At 63.6% G+C, this 16,058-nt stretch carries 13 protein-coding genes; 2 read left to right on the top strand and 11 right to left on the bottom strand.

Annotation, left to right across the window (positions count from 1 at the left end; all coding sequences use genetic code 11):
- Nucleotides 1-246: 246 nt before the first annotated feature.
- From ACZ1A1_RS21280 to ACZ1A1_RS21250, 7 genes are all read right to left on the bottom strand, one after another.
- Nucleotides 247-825 (bottom strand): transglycosylase SLT domain-containing protein, encoded by a 579-nt coding sequence (locus ACZ1A1_RS21280; RefSeq protein ID WP_119257694.1) that lies wholly within the window; start codon nucleotides 823-825, stop codon nucleotides 247-249.
- Nucleotides 749-2,107: a flagellar hook-length control protein FliK gene (gene fliK, locus ACZ1A1_RS21275; protein WP_463621469.1), complete on the bottom strand. Its 1,359-nt coding sequence runs from the start codon at nucleotides 2,105-2,107 to the stop codon at nucleotides 749-751. The genes ACZ1A1_RS21280 and fliK overlap by 77 nt, the downstream gene beginning before the upstream one ends.
- The gene (motC, locus tag ACZ1A1_RS21270; RefSeq protein WP_463621517.1) at nucleotides 2,104-3,429 is read right to left on the bottom strand and encodes a chemotaxis protein MotC; all 1,326 of its coding nucleotides are present in this window, start codon (nucleotides 3,427-3,429) and stop codon (nucleotides 2,104-2,106) included. The genes fliK and motC overlap by 4 nt, the downstream gene beginning before the upstream one ends.
- 4 nt (nucleotides 3,430-3,433) lie before the next feature.
- Nucleotides 3,434-4,684: a MotB family protein gene (locus ACZ1A1_RS21265; protein ID WP_463621468.1), complete on the bottom strand. Its 1,251-nt coding sequence runs from the start codon at nucleotides 4,682-4,684 to the stop codon at nucleotides 3,434-3,436.
- Complete coding sequence (locus ACZ1A1_RS21260; RefSeq protein ID WP_463621467.1) at nucleotides 4,681-5,334, bottom strand: hypothetical protein; 654 nt, start codon at nucleotides 5,332-5,334, stop codon at nucleotides 4,681-4,683. Before ACZ1A1_RS21260 ends, ACZ1A1_RS21265 begins: the two co-directional genes overlap by 4 nt.
- Before the next feature lie 312 nt (nucleotides 5,335-5,646).
- Nucleotides 5,647-6,624, bottom strand: a complete 978-nt coding sequence (locus tag ACZ1A1_RS21255) for a flagellin N-terminal helical domain-containing protein (RefSeq protein WP_463621466.1) — start codon at nucleotides 6,622-6,624, stop codon at nucleotides 5,647-5,649.
- Between the two features lie 292 nt (nucleotides 6,625-6,916).
- On the bottom strand, nucleotides 6,917-8,737 hold the full coding sequence (locus ACZ1A1_RS21250) for a hypothetical protein (RefSeq protein ID WP_463621465.1): 1,821 nt from the start codon (nucleotides 8,735-8,737) through the stop codon (nucleotides 6,917-6,919).
- A 374-nt stretch (nucleotides 8,738-9,111) separates the two neighbouring features.
- On the opposite strand from ACZ1A1_RS21250, the gene ACZ1A1_RS21245 reads away from it, so the two are divergent.
- Both ACZ1A1_RS21245 and ACZ1A1_RS21240 read left to right on the top strand, forming a co-directional pair.
- Complete coding sequence (locus ACZ1A1_RS21245; RefSeq protein ID WP_463621464.1) at nucleotides 9,112-11,157, top strand: O-linked N-acetylglucosamine transferase, SPINDLY family protein; 2,046 nt, start codon at nucleotides 9,112-9,114, stop codon at nucleotides 11,155-11,157.
- Nucleotides 11,154-12,311, top strand: coding sequence for a UDP-galactopyranose/dTDP-fucopyranose mutase family protein (locus tag ACZ1A1_RS21240; protein ID WP_463621463.1), 1,158 nt, complete (start codon nucleotides 11,154-11,156; stop codon nucleotides 12,309-12,311). The genes ACZ1A1_RS21245 and ACZ1A1_RS21240 overlap by 4 nt, the downstream gene beginning before the upstream one ends.
- Before the next feature lie 57 nt (nucleotides 12,312-12,368).
- On the opposite strand, the gene ACZ1A1_RS21235 is transcribed toward ACZ1A1_RS21240, so the two are convergent.
- The 4 genes from ACZ1A1_RS21235 to ACZ1A1_RS21220 form a co-directional block, all read right to left on the bottom strand.
- Nucleotides 12,369-13,370, bottom strand: a complete 1,002-nt coding sequence (locus ACZ1A1_RS21235; protein WP_313194393.1) for a flagellin N-terminal helical domain-containing protein — start codon at nucleotides 13,368-13,370, stop codon at nucleotides 12,369-12,371.
- A gap of 253 nt (nucleotides 13,371-13,623) precedes the next feature.
- A complete protein-coding gene (locus ACZ1A1_RS21230; RefSeq protein ID WP_463621462.1) occupies nucleotides 13,624-14,502 on the bottom strand; it encodes a flagellin N-terminal helical domain-containing protein in 879 nt (292 codons plus the stop codon).
- 292 nt (nucleotides 14,503-14,794) lie between these two features.
- Nucleotides 14,795-15,541 carry a flagellar type III secretion system pore protein FliP gene (gene fliP, locus ACZ1A1_RS21225; protein ID WP_463621461.1) on the bottom strand — a complete coding sequence of 249 codons (747 nt, stop codon included), beginning with the start codon at nucleotides 15,539-15,541 and terminating at the stop codon, nucleotides 14,795-14,797.
- Entirely contained in the window at nucleotides 15,538-16,050 is a 513-nt protein-coding gene (locus tag ACZ1A1_RS21220; RefSeq protein ID WP_463621460.1) for a flagellar basal body-associated FliL family protein, read from the bottom strand. The genes fliP and ACZ1A1_RS21220 overlap by 4 nt, the downstream gene beginning before the upstream one ends.
- Nucleotides 16,051-16,058 lie beyond the last annotated feature (8 nt).

The raw sequence follows: 16,058 nt of genomic DNA, 5'->3' as shown, positions 1-16,058 counted from the left end.
TGCCTCGTTCAGGCAGTGGTACGAATCGGGCGAATCACCGGCAACTAGAGGAACTAATTGGCAGATTTTAACAGTTGATTAAGGATTGCGTGCCGATTTGATCTACATCTAGTGGCTCCATCCGGGAGGCGGCACAAATTTTTCGTGGAAAAGTTAACAAAGGTTAACGGTCGGCCTTGCCGTTCTAAAACAGGGCGCATTCCTGCCACATTGTGGCACAGGCTGAATTTTCTATCTTTGATTGAATTATTGGCAGAACGCTTTCGCGTTCGGCGTCCAGCTTCCATAGCCGGTCGCGACCAGGTTAGCGATCACCCGGCAGACATAGCGCTTCTGCGCGGGGTCGTTGTTCGGGCCGGCATGGTAGCGCGCGACGGCCATGGTCCAGGTCTCGTGCCGGGCATGCAGACGCGCGAGGAAAGCGGCTGCATATTCCACGTTCTTGTGCGGGTCAAACATTTCCGCCGCCGAGGCGAAATGCTCGCCGTGGAAGTGGTGGTTGATCTGCATGCAGCCGAGGTCGATCAGCCTGGCGCCGCGCGCGCGCGCCGCCTCGAACGTGCGCAGCGCCTCTTCGCGGCTCGCGCCGAAATAGGCCTTGCCCTCGATGTTGAGAGCGAAGGGTTGCAGCGATCCCTTCCGTCCGGTCTCCGTGAGACCGACGGAATAGAGGATGCCGGCCGGGATGTCGTACTTGGCGGCGGCGGCGAGGATTTCCCGCTCGCAGGAGCCCGTCGACGCGGCGGCGTCAGAGATAGACGCCGCCAGAGCGCACAGACTGCCCGCCAGCAAGGCCAGAAGCGGCTTCCGCGATGTTGCCCTCATGAGACGTTCCTTCCTGTCCGAACGGGCCTGCGCGCTCGCCGCCGTGCTCACGTCCGCCGCCGCCTTCGCGGGCCTGCGGCTGGCTGGAGAATTGCTGCTGCTGGCCCTGGCTGTCGCCCTGCTGCGTGCCGGCGCCGCGGTCCGCTGGCGCGAGCTGGACGCTGATCTGATCGACGGCGAAGCCCTGGCCGCGCAGCGCCCGCACGATCGTGTCCTTGTCGTCGAGGAGCTGGCGATAGGCCTCGCCCGTCTCCACCTGCAGCGAGACGACGAGCTCCTCGCCATGGAGGCGCAGCGTGGCCGTCACGAGGCCGAGCTCGATCGGGTGCATCTGGATCTTCAGCGTGTTGACGACCTTGCCGGTCGCCGCCGCTTCCGAGGGTGCAAGACCGCCGGTTGCGCTCAGCGAGGCCGCCCATTCGGGGTCCTGCGTGATCGCGCCCGTCACGGCGGCGGCATTGCCGGTCTGCGCGAGGCCGATATAGCGGCGCGCATCGACCACCGTCACCGTCTCGCCCCGCGCGGCATTGATATCGGCATCCTTGAAGGTCGCGCGATCGCCGGCGCCCGAAAGGCTCATGTCGAGGCCGCGGCCCTTGCCGTCGGCGCGGATCAGGCGGAAGAGCTTGTCCGTATCCGATTGCGGCACCTCGCCGCCCTCGGCCGTGCTAAGCTCGGCGACCTCCGCAGCCGTGCCCGACCGGTCGGACACGAGGTCCGCCTTGCCCGCGACCTTGCCGCCGGCCTGCGCCTTGCTGCCATCCGTGGCGGCGGCCTTCGCCGCACCGTGGCCCGCGACCGTGTGGGAAGCGGTGTTCGCCGCGTTCAGGAGTTCGAGGAGATTGCCGACGTCCGTCTTCGCGGCTCCCGCCTCCCCGCCGCTTTCGGCGACGGTCACGGCGGTCTTCTCCACGTCGGCATCGACGCCCTCGGCCGTCTCGGCATGGCCTCTCCTGCCGGTGCGAACGGCGCCCTCGGCGTGCGAAGCCTTTTCGTCGCCGGCCTTGCCGGCCTTGGCGCCCGCCTTCTGAAACGCATCGGCGAGCGCGGAGATGTCGCCATGCGCGGCATGTGTCCGCGTGCCTTTCATCTCCTCGCCTTCCTTCCCGCCATGGCCGGAGATCGAGGTGCGGCCGCCCTTGTGGCCGCTCTCGCCGTCCTTGGCATTGAGGCTGGCGATCGTCTTTTCGAAATCACCGTTCTCGGAGGAACCGGCGGCCTTGCCCTTGGCCGGCGCCTGGCCCTGCGCGATGCCCAAAACCCCGCTTGCAATGGTGCTCAACTGCCTTCTCCCTTCAAGAGCGCGTCGATCTCGTCGAGCTTGGACCGGCCGGTCGACACGAAATCGTCGAATGCCGGGTCGATGCCCGCCTTTTCCTGCTGCCCCGTCGTTTCCTTTTCCGGCCTTGCCGCCGCGACCGGCTTTTCCTCGCCGCCCGCCTGCGGGTCCATCGACCGGTCCGCCGCTTCCGCCTCGCTCAGCCCCTCGTAGGAGGCGCCGTCGGCCTCGGCGGGCACGCCGTCCTCCTTCGCGACCGTCTGGGCGCTCTTGCCCTCCGGCAGGCGCAGCACCTCTTCGGCGACCGCCCTGGCGGCGGCCTTCAGCGCCTGATCCTTGGCCGAGAGCTTGTCGTCCGGGATCGCCACGATGGATTCCATCGCCGAGGCGACATCGCCCGACGGTACAGAGGCGAGGCCCGAATAGAGATCCGCCAGCACCTTCGGAACGCTCTCGCCGTCGCCCGTCAGGGCCTGGGCGCGCTCGGCGGCAAGCGAGGCCAGCCTGTTCTTGCCGGAGATCGCCGCCAGCCGCGCCATGCGCAGATAGACCTCGCGCTGGCGGGGCACGTCCATGAAGGACAGGACCTCGAGAATGTCCTCCTGCCTGAGCGCGTCGAAATGATCGACGGCGAGCTTCACGAAGAGGTCGGCGAACTGGCTCGCATAGGGCGAGCGCAGGAAGCGGCGGGCATAGCGGTTGGCATAGGCCATGCTCTTGTCGGTCCAGCCGGCTTCGCTGGCGATGTAGATGGAGCGGCGCAGCGCCGCCTCCTCGACGATCGTGCCGGGCGCGACGAGGCGTGCCCAGTCGAAATAGCTGAGCGCCAGCTTCGGGTCCTTGCGGATGACGGAATTGGCCGAGACGAGCGCCAGATAGGGCCCGACCCGCGAGCGCTTGTATTCCGGGAAGATGTCCGCGAGGGACTTGACGCTCTGGCTGCCCCGGCCGCCGAGATAGCTGCGCAGCGCATCCGTCAGGCGGGAATCGAAGTGGCCGGCAATGTCCTTGCGGATCAGCAGCTCCAGCGTGTCGGGATTGCCGCCGCTCATGGCATAGACGAGCGCGGCATCGACATTGCGCGGATCGTCGAAGATCGCGGAATCGGCCGTGCGGAGCCGCTCGTCGATGGTGCCGAGCAGGAAGCGCTGCATCTCCATGGCGGAATGGTCGCCGAGCACCACCGTATCCTGCACATATTGCAGCGAGCGGATCATCTTGTAGGGCGCAAGATCGTCCGGACTGTCGGCGCGCATGGGCGCGGCCGCGGCGAGCGCCGCACCGAACACCGTTCCCGTCAGAAGAATGCGCCGGAGGAAGCCCATCGTATCAGCCACCCTCGGCCTGGATGAGGATCTCGATGCGGCGGTTGGCGTCCGCCATCGGATCGTCCGGCACCTTGAGGCGGCGGTCGGCGAAGCCGGAAACCTGGCTCACGCGCTTTTCCTCCAGCCCGCCGCGCACCAGCATGTAATAGGCGCTCTGCGCGCGGTCCATCGAAAGGCGCCAGTTGTCGTTCTTGCCGCCGGCAAAGGGACGGCCGTCTGTATGGCCGCGAATGGCGACCACGCCGGCCCGGCCTTCGAGGATCTTGCCGATCTTCTCCATGGCCAGCACCATCTCCTGCCGCGGAACGGCCGAGCCGATATTGAACATGGGCGTATCGAGCTGGTCGGTCAGGCTGACGAGAAGGCCGCCTTCTGAAGGGGTGACGCTGAGACCTTCGGCAAGCTTGCCCAGCGTGCCGATCTCTCTGGAAATCTGCTGCTTCAGCTCGTCCGCCTTCTTCTGGTCCTCGACCTTCTCGGCGTCGGCCTTGGCCTGCATCTCTTCGGCGGCAGCCTTCCCGGCCTCGGTCTTCGCCTCGTCGGCATCGGCCTTGGCAAGGGCTTCCTCTACCGTGCGGTCGGTGTCCACCGCGGCCATCTGCTGCTGGCCTTCCTTGATATCCTTGGCTTTGGCATCCTTGGCCTTGCTCTCGCTGCCGGCGCTCGTCGCCTGCGAGATCTCGACCTGCTGCGTCCAGAAATCGGGATCGAACGGGTCGCGGTAGGCTTCGCCGCCGTCGGCGCCCGTGGCGGGGCCGGAATTGGCCGCGCCCCCCTCGCCCTTGGCGCTGACATTGGCCTGCTGGCCGACTTCCTGCGCGATCTCGGAGAGGACGGAATAGGGATTGCTGAAGAAATCGGCCTCGGAATATTTCGTTTCCTCGCCGGCGGTCGTGTTCTCGTCGCGGCCCTTCTCAGCGCCGTTGCCGCTCGCCTGCTGCTGGCCCTCTTCCTTCGACTTGTCCTGCGTCGCCTCGCCTTCCGCACTGTTGGCGGGCTTCTTGACGGATTTTTCCGCCGGCTTGTCGTCGGTCAGCTTGATCGGGTTGAAATAGGAAGCGACCGAGGCCTTCGTTTCCTCGTTCGCGGCATTGACGAGCCACATCACGAGGAAGAAGGCCATCATCGCCGTCATGAAGTCGGCATAGGCGATCTTCCAGGCGGCCGCATGGTGGTCGCCGTCGTGATCGCCATGGCGCTTGATGATGATGATCTCGTTCTTGCCGTGGTGGTGATTTTCGCCTTCGCTCATGCAAGCACCTTGCGCACGGTGTCAGCCCAGGCCGCCATCCGCGTTACCAGGACGGCGTCGCCGAATTCCACCGTCAGATCGACATCCTGCATCTCGACATGCCGGAAGACCGGCGCGGGCTCCTCGAAATGCGACTTCAACTGCTCGAAGAGGTCCAGCGACCCCTTCACCGTGATCGTCATGCCCTCGCCTTCCTTGAGGCCCTCGGCGACGAGGCGGGCGAGATCGGAGACCGCGCCCTTCGTCAGCACCTGGCTCATCACGGGCGCCAGCACCTGGGCCGCCTGCGCGGCGACAAGGTCGGCGACCTCACCCGTCAGCGTGGCGAACCGCTCGGCGAGCGCCGCCGCATAGTCCTGCTCGTAGCGCATCGCCAGGGCCTCGATTTCGGCGCGATGCGCTTCCTTAAGCGCCGCCATGTCCGCCTCGTGCTTCGCCTGAAGCTCCGTCTCCGCTGCCGCGCGCCCTTCGGCGAAGGCTTCCGCGCGCTCCGCCTCGACATCGACCGCCGGCAGGGCCGGCGCCATCGTGAAGGCCTGCGCCTCGGCGCTTTCGACTTCCGGTGAAAAGCGCGCGGAGGGGAATGCCGGCGGCTTCATGCGCGGAGGCGCGCCGAAATCCTTGAGGTAGCGGGCAAGATGAACGCTCATCGCGCGCCCTCCGGCCCCGTTGCGTGCCGGATGAATGCAGACAAGGCCCGGCGGCAAGGCCGCGGGCCGCTTCGACGTTCATTCGCAAAGACGCTTTTACCTGACAACACCGCTGACCTGTCTCCCCGGACACAGCGCCTTCCGGGAGGCGGAAGGCGCACAATCTTCCTGATCGTGCCGCCGAACCTAGAAGGTCAAACTTGTGCGAGGATGAAGATGAAGGTGTTGGGCCGCGCCAGGGCAAATAGCGCGGCCCAACCGCCCGCCTCGGCCGATGACCTGCGGCCGGGCGGAGAGAGGTCCCCGAAGCCCTTACTGGCGGAAGAGCTGGAGGATGTTCTCGGCGCTCGAATTGGCGATCGAGAGCGACTGGATGCCGAGCTGCTGCTGGGTCTGCAGCGCCTTGAGGCGGGTCGATTCCTCGTTCATGTCGGCGTCCACCAGGCGGCCGATGCCCTTGTCGATCACGTCGCCGAGCGTGGCGACGAAGCTCTCCTGCATCTCGATGCGCTTGGTGATGGCGCCGAGCGTCGAGGCGGCGTTCGTCAGGTCCTTGATGATGTAGTCCGTGACGCTGATCATCCCATCGAGTTCTTCGTAGGTCGTGCTCCCATTGATCTGGATGACGCCGGTTGCATCGGGATCGGGATTTGCGATCAGATCCATGTCGATCAGGGAGTACGGGCCGACGCCGGCCGGCGGGTCGTCCATGACATCGGCAACATCGATCGCCTTGGTCAGATAGCCGCGCTCGGGATCCTCGATGTCGATCAGCACCGAGTTCGCCGTATCGAAGTCGAGGGTGGCGACCTTCACATTGCCGCCGGCGCTGCGGACGAAGGAAGCAACGACCGATTTCACGCCGAGTTCATCGGTGCCAGTATTGTAGAGCCAATTCTCGCCAGAGAAGGAGGCCGACTGGGTAGCCGAAACGAGCTGGTTCTTCAGTTCTAGGATCTCGTCGTTGATCTTGTTCTTGTCGACGCCGGGTTCACGAGCGGCCACGAGCTTGGCCTTGATTTCGCTCATCACATCGATGACGTTCTCCAGCGACGTGTAGGCCGTGTCGACCTTGGCGGCACCGAGACCGAGTGCATCGGCGACGGTGGAGATCGCGCGGTTGTCGGAGCGCATCGTGGTCGCGATCGACCAGTAGGCCGCGTTGTCGGCCGCGGTCTCGACCCGCAGGCCGGAGGAAACACGCGCCTGCGTTGTCTCGAGGCTGTTATCGATGGAACGGAGCGTTTGCAGCGCCGCCATGGCGGCGGAGTTGGTCAAAATGCTGGTCATTGGCACTTGCCCTGAAAAGGAGATTGTCGGGACATGCCGGAGTGAGGCGGGAACCGGTAACGACCGAGGGCTTCATGCATCCGGCGCCGCTTTTTGCCCTGGGCGCCGGTCCGTCGTTCTTAACGACTGGTTAATGGACAATGGTTAACAAATGGTTAATGGCGTTAAGAAAGCGGTAAGGATGATGGAGAAAGCCTGAATTTTTCACGGTCAGATCTTGCAGGAGCCGGCGCAAACGAAAAACGGCGCGACCGAGGTCGCGCCGCTGGATTTCGGATGCCTGAAGTACAGATCACGGATTTTCCGGATCCGGGTCCGGCGGAGTGCTCGCAGCTGCATAGGCCGTGAGAACCTGCTCCAATACGCTGTTGGCCATCTTCACCACTTGCTTGTCGGTGAACTCCTTGAGCTCGTCCGAGCTCAGCGTTCCGATCTGGTTCGCCTTGAGGCCGGAAATAGCCTTGACGCTGATTGCAGCAAGCTCACCATCGTCAAACGCCTTGAGGGCGCTGGCGCTGAAACCGCCAACTGCGGAAGCCGACAGGTTCTTGATCTGATCGGCCGTCAGGGCTTGTGCCTGCGGATCGGTGAACTTCGCGGTTTGCGTGCCCGTCAGCGCGGCGACCTGCTTCGCATCAAGCTTGGCGACCTGCTCGTCCGCCTTCAAGGCAACAATCTGGGTTTCCGTCAATGCTCCGACCTGGGCGGCCGAAAGCTTGGTGACGTCGATGTCTCCGATCTGGGTGGCGCTCAGCGCCTTGACCTGCGTGGTCGTCAGGGCGCTGATCTGCGCCTTGGACAGCAGCTTCACGTCAAGGGATTCGAGCTGGCTGACGGTGGCCGGCGCCTCGACTGTCGCCGTGAACGCCTTCATCTGGGCGGACGTCAGGGACTTGTACGACTCGCTGGTGCTGGTGAACAGGCTGGCAACCTGATCTGCGCTGAGAGCGCCGATCTGCGTGCTGTTCAGCGCCGCGATCTGCTTCCCGTCGAATTGACCGACCTGCGCCGCCGTCAATTTCCCAAGCTGTGCCGCGCTCAAGCCCTTCATTGCCGCGGGGCTGATCGCCTGAAGGGTTTCATTCTCCAGGCCGGCAAATTTGTCCTGGTCGATCGCGCCGAGCAAGGTGGCACTCAGGCCACCGATGATTGCCTTCTCCGCGTCGGCGTCAGCTGCCGTCCCCAAAGCCGCATTCAGCGTCGTTGCGAGGGCCGCAAGCTTGTCCGTGTCCTTGCCCAGTGCCGCTGCCTGGTTGGGCGTGAAGGCCTTGATCTGTTCGGCGGTGAGGTCGGCGACCTTGAGATCCTTCAGCTGGGCGACCGTCATCGCCTTGAGCTGCGTGTCGTCGAGAGCATTGAGTTGCTCCTTCGACAAAGCGGCGATCTGGGTGCCGCTCAGGGCTGCGACCTGTTTGGCGGTCAGGTCCTTGATGCTGCTTGCAGGATCGGCAGCGGTGTCAAGCAGGAACGAGATGTCCACTTTCTTGATCTGGGCAGCCGTCAGCGCCTTGAGCTGCGTCTTGTCGAGCGCCTGGATCTCTGCCGAACCAAGCTTCTCGATCTGCTCGGGCTTCAGAGAGGCGATCTGCTTGGCCGTCAGCTTGCCGGTTGCAACCAGCGCCTTCATATCGGTATCGCCCAGCCCCTGAAGGGCCTTGGCACTGATCGAAGCGATTTCGGTCTCGTCGCTGAAAGCTGCCGCACCCACAGCCGTACCACCACCATTTTTAGCCGCCATCATGGCCGTGATGGCGGCCGAATCGAGACTCTTGATCTGTGCCTTCGTAAGGGTTTCGACCTGATCTCCACCAAATGCCGTAGCATTTGCTTTATAGATTGCGTTGACCTGAGCTCCGGTGAGATTTCCGAGATCGGTAAGAGCGGTCCGTTGATCGAGCGTAAGACCGGCGATGGCCGTTGTCGAAATGGCCTTGAACTGGGAAGCCGACAGGCCGGCGACACCGTCCTTGTCCAGAGCGGCGAGCTTCGTTTCGTCCAGCGTCTTGAGCTGCGCCGCTGTCAGCGTGCCCACCTCTTCTTTGGACAGGGTCTTCAGAACATCTGCACCCACGAGCTTGAATTGGTCGGGCCTTAAAGCGGTAATAATCGACATGAGTGTACTACCTCGTACCGCCAGAGGAGCCGATTGCCGCGCGGCTTCACCCGGCCTCGGCCGTGTGCGGTGCCTGCATCGGCCGTGCGGGGAATCCTGCCGGGCGAATAATGTTAGGGAGAACATGGCTCGAACGAGCCTGCGCATCGGAAGGGCATCATGCTGCCGGAGCCCGCCATCGAGGTCCGATCCCTACGCCAAAAGCCACATCTATCGCGGCTGGTTGTGATTTTTAGGCCGCAACCTTTAATTTAGGATTAACAGCCCATGGTCGCCCTCCGGCATGAGAGGTGGCCAGCCCGAGACAAGTCTGCATCCTTAACATCAGGTAAAGCTTGCTCAACGCCGGCCAACGACCTCATCGCAGGATGCCCATGACTGCCAACCTTTCCACCGTCCCGGACCCGAACGCCCCCCTCCTCCAGATTCTATTGCGGGCACGCACGCAGCAGCTTTCGCTGGCGGAACTGTTCCAGACGGCCGAGGTTCTTTCCGCCGCGGGACAGACGGCGGCTGCGATCGAGCTCTACAAGACATGGATCGCCTTCAACGACGCCAACCCGTTGCTGCACCTTGCCTATTTCAACTATGCCGTCTCGCTTTCCAAGGCGGGCGACGTCGCCGCCACGCTCCATGCGCTGCGGGCGGCGATCCGGATCGAGCCGCTTTTCGGGCAGGCGCATATCAACCTGGGCCGGACGCTGGAGGATTGCGGGCTCACCGGCCAGGCCGTGCAGCAGTGGCGTACTTTCGTCGATGCGACGGCGGAGGTGAACCCCGACCGGATCAGCAACCGGCTGCTCAGCCTCCAGCATATCGGCCGCGTCCTGGAAGGCGCCGGCCATCTTGAAGAGGCGGAAGCCGCGCTCTGGCAGGCCATGGAACTGCAGCCGTCCCGCACGGAGGCCGCGCAGCACTGGATCTCCCTGCGGATGCATCAGTGCAAGTGGCCCGTCATCGTGCCGTCGCTGCATGTCACGCCGCGCCATTTCATGGATGCCATGTCCGCCATGTCGATCGCCTGCTATGCGGACGATCCCCTGTTCCAGATGGCCAAGGCCCACCGCTATTGCCGCCAGACCATCGGCCGGCCCGACGATCTCAGCGCCTTCGAGCGCAAGGCGGCGAGGCAAAAGACCGGCACCGGCGAGCGCCTGCGGATCGGCTACGTCTCCTCGGACCTGCGCCAGCATGCCGTGGGCTTTGCGCTCAGCGAGGTCCTCGAGCTGCACGACAAGGCGTCCGTCGAAATCTTCGCCTATTATTGCGGCGACCCCGCGCCGATCGATCCAACGCAGGCGCGCATCAGGCAGGCCGTCGATCACTGGCGCGACATCGCCGCGCTCAGCGACATCGAGGCCGCCCGAAAGATCGCCGCGGACGGGATCGACGTGCTCATCGACGTCAACGGCTATACCAAGCATGCCCGCACGAAAATCTTCGCCTACCGCCCTGCCCCGGTCATCGTGAATTTCTGCGGCTATCCCGGCACGATGGCGAGCCCCTACCATCAGTACATGATCGCCGATGATGTGATCGTGCCGCCGGAAAACGAGCTTTATTATACGGAGAAGGTGCTGCGCATCGCCTGCAACCAGCCGGTGGACCGCAAGCGGGCCGTCAGCGAGCGCCCAACCCGCGCAGAGGCGGGCCTCCCCGACGACGCCTTCGTCTTCGCCAGCTTCAACGGCATGCAGAAGATCACCGCGCCCTGCTTTGCCCGCTGGATGGCCATCCTGACCGCGACGCCCGGCAGCGTGCTCTGGCTGCTTTCCGGTGACGAGAGCGCCAATGAGCGTCTGCGCCGGCTGGCCGAGGAGGCGGGCGTCGCGAAGGAGCGTCTCATCTTCGCGGGCAAGGCACAGAACCCCGATCATCTTGCGCGGATCGGCCTTGCCGATCTTTTCCTCGATACCTTCCCCTACGGCGCCCATTCGACGGCGGCCGACGCCATCACGCAGGGGCTTCCCGTGCTGACGATCGCCGGCAAGAGCTTCGCATCGCGCTTCTGCGCCAGCATCGTGACGGCGGCCGGCATTCCCGAGCTCGTCTGCGGCGAACCGGACGACTATGTGCGCATGGCCATCGCCCTTGCGGAAAGCCCGGATCGCCTTGCCGCCGTGCGCGAATCGCTCGCGCAGCAGCGCGAGACCTGTGCGCTGCGCGACATGCCGGGCCTTGCCCGCCGGCTGGAAGAACTCTTCTGGCAGATGCAGGGCGAGGCGGAGCGCGACGAGACGCCTGTGCCGGATCTTCGCAATCTAGATGTCTATTACGAGATCGGCGCGGCGCTCGCAGCGCGCGGCATCGAATTCGAGGACGACGCGGCCTATCGCGCGCGCTACCGGGAAGAGATCATCGTCCTCGACGACTTCGCGCCGCTTGCCCCGGACGCCCGCCTCTGGCCTGCCGTCCCATGAAGGAAGGGAAGCGCATCCTCGTCGTCGGCGCCGGGCTTTCCGGCGCGGTGATCGGGCGCGCGCTCGCGCAGGAGGGCTGGCGCGTCGAGATCGTCGATTCGCGCGCCCATGTCGCCGGCAACTGCCACACGGAGCGGGATGCGGCGACAGGCGTGATGGTGCATGTCTACGGCCCGCACATCTTCCATACGGACGATGCCGAGGTCTGGGCCTATGTGAACGGCTTTGCGACCTTCCTGCCCTACAAGAACCGCGTGAAGACGACGAGCGGCGGGCAGGTCTATTCGCTTCCCGTCAACCTCCACACCATCAACCAGTTCTTCGGCAAGTGTTTCCGGCCGGACGAAGCCCGCGCCTTCATCGACGCGCTGGCGGACCGCACCATCGCCGATCCGCAGACCTTCGAGGAGCAGGCCCTCCGCTTCGTCGGCCGCGACCTCTACGAGGCCTTCTTCAAGGGCTATACGCAGAAGCAGTGGGGCTGCGCCCCGGCCGAGCTGCCCGCCTCGATCCTGAAGCGCCTGCCGGTTCGCTTCAACTACGAGGACAACTATTTCTTCCACAAATACCAGGGCATGCCGGAGCACGGCTATACCGCGATGGTCGAACGCATCCTCGACCATCCCAACATCATGGTGAGGCTCGAAACGGCGTTCCAACGGAACGCAAGAGAAGGCTTTGCGCACGTCTTTCATTCCGGCCCGCTCGACGGCTATTTCGACAACGAACTCGGGCGGCTCGGCTACCGGACGCTCGATTTCGAGCGGTTCACCCATGAGGGCGACTACCAGGGCTGCGCGGTGATGAACTATGGCGATCTTTCCGTGCCCTATACGCGGATCACCGAGCACAAGCATTTCTCGCCCTGGGAGGAGCATGACGGCTCGGTCTGCTACCGCGAGTTTTCGCGGGCCTGCGAGCCCGGCGACATTCCCTACTATCCGGTTCGCCTAGTGAAGGAGAAGGCGCAGCTTGCCGGCTATGTGCGGCTGGCGGAACGGGAAGAAGGCGTCACCTTCGTCGGGCGGCTCGGCACCTACCGCTATCTCGACATGGACGTGACGATCCGCGAGGCGCTGGACACGGCACAGCTTTTCATGGAGCGGCGGGCAGCGGGGGCGGCGATGCCGGCCTTTCTCAAGTCGCCGCTCTGACATGCGAAAAGGCCCCGGTAAACCGGGGCCTTTCCATATCTGCCTTGCGGCTTGCGATTAACGGAAGAGCGAGAGAATGCCTTCTGCCGAGGAATTGGCGATCGACAGGGACTGGATACCGAGCTGCTGCTGGGTCTGCAGGGCCTTGAGGCGGGTGGACTCTTCGTTCAGGTCGGCGTCGACCAGGCGGCCAATGCCCTTGTCGATGGCATCGGTCAGGCGGTTTGCGAAATCTTCCTGCAGGCCGATGCGCATGGAGATCGAACCAAGCTGCGAAGCAGCCTTGGTCATCATCTGGAAGGCGGCTTCGACAACCGAGAGAGCGTCAGCCATGTCTTCGTCGTTGAAATCGGTGATGTCCATATCGACAACAAACTTACCAGCCATGCCGGAGCCCGTGATCGTGGCGCCCAGGGCATCTGCGTCCGACCCGAGAATGCCGCCAGTGCTCGCCGTAAAGTCAGTGTCGTCGATCGACGAGAAGAGGACGTTCGAAATCTCTGCCGGAGTAGCCGTCGCATCGGGCAGATCCTGGAGCGTATAGGTCGTGGTGTTGACCTTGACTGTACCATCGGCAGACCGGATGAAGCCGGAAACGATCGTCTTGTCAGCAGGTTCGGGAGGCGTGGCGGTCGCGGCGGCAGCACTGTCAAAGACCAGCCAGTTCTGGCCATTGAAGGAGGCGCCAGAAGCAATGGAGGTCAGTTGCTCCTGTAGCTGCTTGATTTCTTCCTGGACCTTGGCCTTGTCGACGCCCTGTTCGGTGGCGGCGGTGACCTTGGCCTTGATTTCCTTGACGACGTCGATGGCTGCGTTCATGCCGGCATAGGCCGTGTCAACCTTCGCGGCACCGAGGCCGAGGGCGTCCTGGACGGCCGAGAGAGCCTTGTTGTCCGAGCGCATGGTGGTGGCGATGGACCAGTAAGCGGCGTTGTCCTTGGCTTCGCCGACGCGCATGCCGGAGGAGACATGAGCTTGCGTGGTTTCCATGTCGTTGCCGATGGTGCGCAGCGTCTGGAGAGCGGACATTGCCGCAACGTTGGTCAGAATGCTCGTCATGTTAAAGGTGCCCCTTGAATGGCTGACTGAGAAAGGGACATTCCGGCTTCACCGGGCAACGGTGGTCAGCATCATGCCTGCCAACCGGTTAAGTTTCTTGGTTAACCCACCGTTTCGATGGCCTAAGAAAACCGCAATAAGGTTAAGGAATTCTTTCCCGCGGAATAAAAACGCAAAAAGGCCGCCCCCGTTGCCGGGAGCGACCTTTTCAAGGCGGCGCGGGTCAGCCTCCGCGCCGTCCTGCATCCGCTGATTAACGGAACAGCGAGAGGATATTCTGCGAGTTGGAATTCGCGATCGACAGCGACTGGATGGCGAGCTGCTGCTGGGTCTGCAGCGCCTTCAGGCGGGTCGATTCCTCGTTCATGTCGGCGTCGACGAGGCGGCCTACGCCCTTGTCGATGGCGTCGGACAGCTTCTGGGCGAAGTCTTCCTGGAGGCTGATGCGCTTGGAGAGCGAGCCGAGGGTCGAACCGACGGTCTGCATGCTCTTGAGTGCGGATTCGACCGTGTCCAGATGAGCGGCCATATCGCCATCGTCTTCGGTGCCGTCCAGCTCAATGGCGAAGACGTTGGCCAGAATGCCGGCGCTGTCATCGACCGAGCCATCCGTCGGGTCGTAGGCGCCGAACAGCGCCTCACCCTCATATTCAGCCGTCGTGACCTTGACGGTGCCGTCGCCACCACGAACGAAGCCCGTGACGACCGTCGAACCGGACGGGTCACCGGCCAGCCAGTTTTCGCCGTTAAACGAAGCGCCGGCGCCGATGCTCTTGAGTTGCTCCTGAAGCTGCTTGATTTCTTCCTGGACCTTGACCTTGTCGACGCCCTGTTCGGTAGCGGTGACGAGCTTGGCCTTGATTTCCTTGACGACGTCGATGGCGGCGTTCACGCCGGCATAGGCCGTGTCGACCTTAGCGGCGCCGAGGCCGAGGGCGTCCTGAACGGCGGAAAGAGCGGCATTGTCCGAACGCATGGTGGTCGCGATGGACCAGTAGGCGGCATTGTCCTTGGCTGCGCCGACGCGCATGCCCGAGGAAATGCGGTCCTGCGTGGTTTCCATGCTGTTGTTGATGGAACGCAGGGTCTGCAGGGCGGACATTGCGGAGGTGTTGGTGAGAATGCTCGACATTCTAGTTGTCCCTTTGAACGAAATACTGATGGGGGACATACCGGACTGGATACTTACCGGTTACGGCGGTTCGGCATCATGCCAACTCGGTTTCTTCAGCGTGTGAAGGGATACCAAACCCGTCGTGTTGAGCCAAAACTCGCAGCCAATCCTTGCCAACTTCTTAAATCGGAAGGTCGCATCCGACGGGTCGGAAAACAGGGTGAACGGGGGGTAAAACGCTATGGTTAAAGAGATATTCAGCGCGCGCCGCTTCGGGAAAAACGCGCACACGCGTCTTCCCTGCCAGCGTTCAGTTGAACGAGCGCACGAGGCTGCCGACGAGGAGGTTCCAGCCGTCGATGAGCACGAAGAACAATATCTTGAAGGGCAGCGAGATCGAGGTCGGCGGCAGCATCATCATGCCCATGGCCATGGTGATGGTGGCGACGATCAGGTCGATGACGAGGAAGGGCAGCACGACGAGGAAGCCGATCTCGAAGCCGCGGCGGATTTCCGAGATCATGAAGGCCGGGATGACGACGCGCAGGTCCGCGACATTGTTCTCGACGACCTTGTGCCCGCGCTCCTCGGCGAGCGAGATGAAGAGCTCGATATCCTTGTCGCGGGTATTGGCGACCATGAACTCACGGAAGGGCTCGGCGATCCGCTTCGTGGCCTCGGTCTCGTCGATCTGGTTGGCCATCAGCGGCTGGACGCCGTTCTGCCAGGCCCGGTCGAAGGTCGGCGCCATGACGTAGAAGGTCATGAAGAGCGCCAGCGACACGAGGATCATGTTCGACGGCGTGGTGGAGAGCCCCATGCCGGAGCGAAGGATGGAGAAGGCGATGACGAAGCGCGGAAAGCTCGTCACCATGATCAGGATGCCGGGCGCGACGGAAAGGACCGTCAGCAGCCCGAAGGTGCGGATGATCCAGCCGGCGACCGAGCCATCGACGGGTGCGTTGAGAAGACCACCCGGCAGCTGCAGCTGCTGCTGGGCGTAGGCCATACCGGTCATCGCCATCATGGCGACGAAGGTCAGAAGGGCTCGAATCATTCGATCACAAAGGTTCGGAACATGACGTTGGTTACGCGCCCTTCCGACCTGAGGTCAACCCGCTCCTCAAGGTCTTCCCTGAGATATTGAAAGCCGCGCGGGCCCTGCACCTGCTGGAGAGAGACCGTGCGCATATAGGCCATGATGTCCTGGTGGATTTCCTCGGCCAGTTTGACGTCCGGCGTGCCCTTGAACATCAGCGCGACCTCGAGGCGAACGCGGTTGTCGGACGGATAGGCAAGGTTGCTGGTGATCGGATCGAGCAGCACGATGCCGTTGGCCTCGGTGGAGATATGGGCAAGCTCCTGCCCCTTCTCGCCCGCGCCGCCATGCTCGCCGCCGGCGGGAGCCGCTTTCGCCTCCTCGGCCGGCTTTTCGGCCGGGGGCGGGGCAAGCATGTTGCCGACGAACCAGCCGCCGCCGGCGGCAAGCAGCGTCAGGACGGCGATGGCCGCGATGGTGATGACGAGCGACGGCTTCTTCTTCCCGCCCTCTTCTTCGTCCGCCATTGTCTTCT

Source organism: Shinella sp. R2-11 (assembly GCF_055330205.1).
Note: the sequence above shows the minus strand (reverse complement) of the source record. Positions and strands in the feature narration are given on the sequence as shown.

Coding starts and splice junctions, on each gene's coding strand:
- ACZ1A1_RS21280 (WP_119257694.1), bottom strand. CDS start 825: ATGAGGGCAACATCGCGGAAGCCGCTTCTGGCCTTGCTGGCGGGCAGT.
- motC (WP_463621517.1), bottom strand. CDS start 3,429: ATGGGCTTCCTCCGGCGCATTCTTCTGACGGGAACGGTGTTCGGTGCG.
- ACZ1A1_RS21265 (WP_463621468.1), bottom strand. CDS start 4,684: ATGAGCGAAGGCGAAAATCACCACCACGGCAAGAACGAGATCATCATC.
- ACZ1A1_RS21260 (WP_463621467.1), bottom strand. CDS start 5,334: ATGAGCGTTCATCTTGCCCGCTACCTCAAGGATTTCGGCGCGCCTCCG.
- ACZ1A1_RS21255 (WP_463621466.1), bottom strand. CDS start 6,624: ATGACCAGCATTTTGACCAACTCCGCCGCCATGGCGGCGCTGCAAACG.
- ACZ1A1_RS21250 (WP_463621465.1), bottom strand. CDS start 8,737: ATGTCGATTATTACCGCTTTAAGGCCCGACCAATTCAAGCTCGTGGGT.
- ACZ1A1_RS21245 (WP_463621464.1), top strand. CDS start 9,112: ATGACTGCCAACCTTTCCACCGTCCCGGACCCGAACGCCCCCCTCCTC.
- ACZ1A1_RS21240 (WP_463621463.1), top strand. CDS start 11,154: ATGAAGGAAGGGAAGCGCATCCTCGTCGTCGGCGCCGGGCTTTCCGGC.
- ACZ1A1_RS21235 (WP_313194393.1), bottom strand. CDS start 13,370: ATGACGAGCATTCTGACCAACGTTGCGGCAATGTCCGCTCTCCAGACG.
- ACZ1A1_RS21230 (WP_463621462.1), bottom strand. CDS start 14,502: ATGTCGAGCATTCTCACCAACACCTCCGCAATGTCCGCCCTGCAGACC.
- fliP (WP_463621461.1), bottom strand. CDS start 15,541: ATGATTCGAGCCCTTCTGACCTTCGTCGCCATGATGGCGATGACCGGT.
- ACZ1A1_RS21220 (WP_463621460.1), bottom strand. CDS start 16,050: ATGGCGGACGAAGAAGAGGGCGGGAAGAAGAAGCCGTCGCTCGTCATC.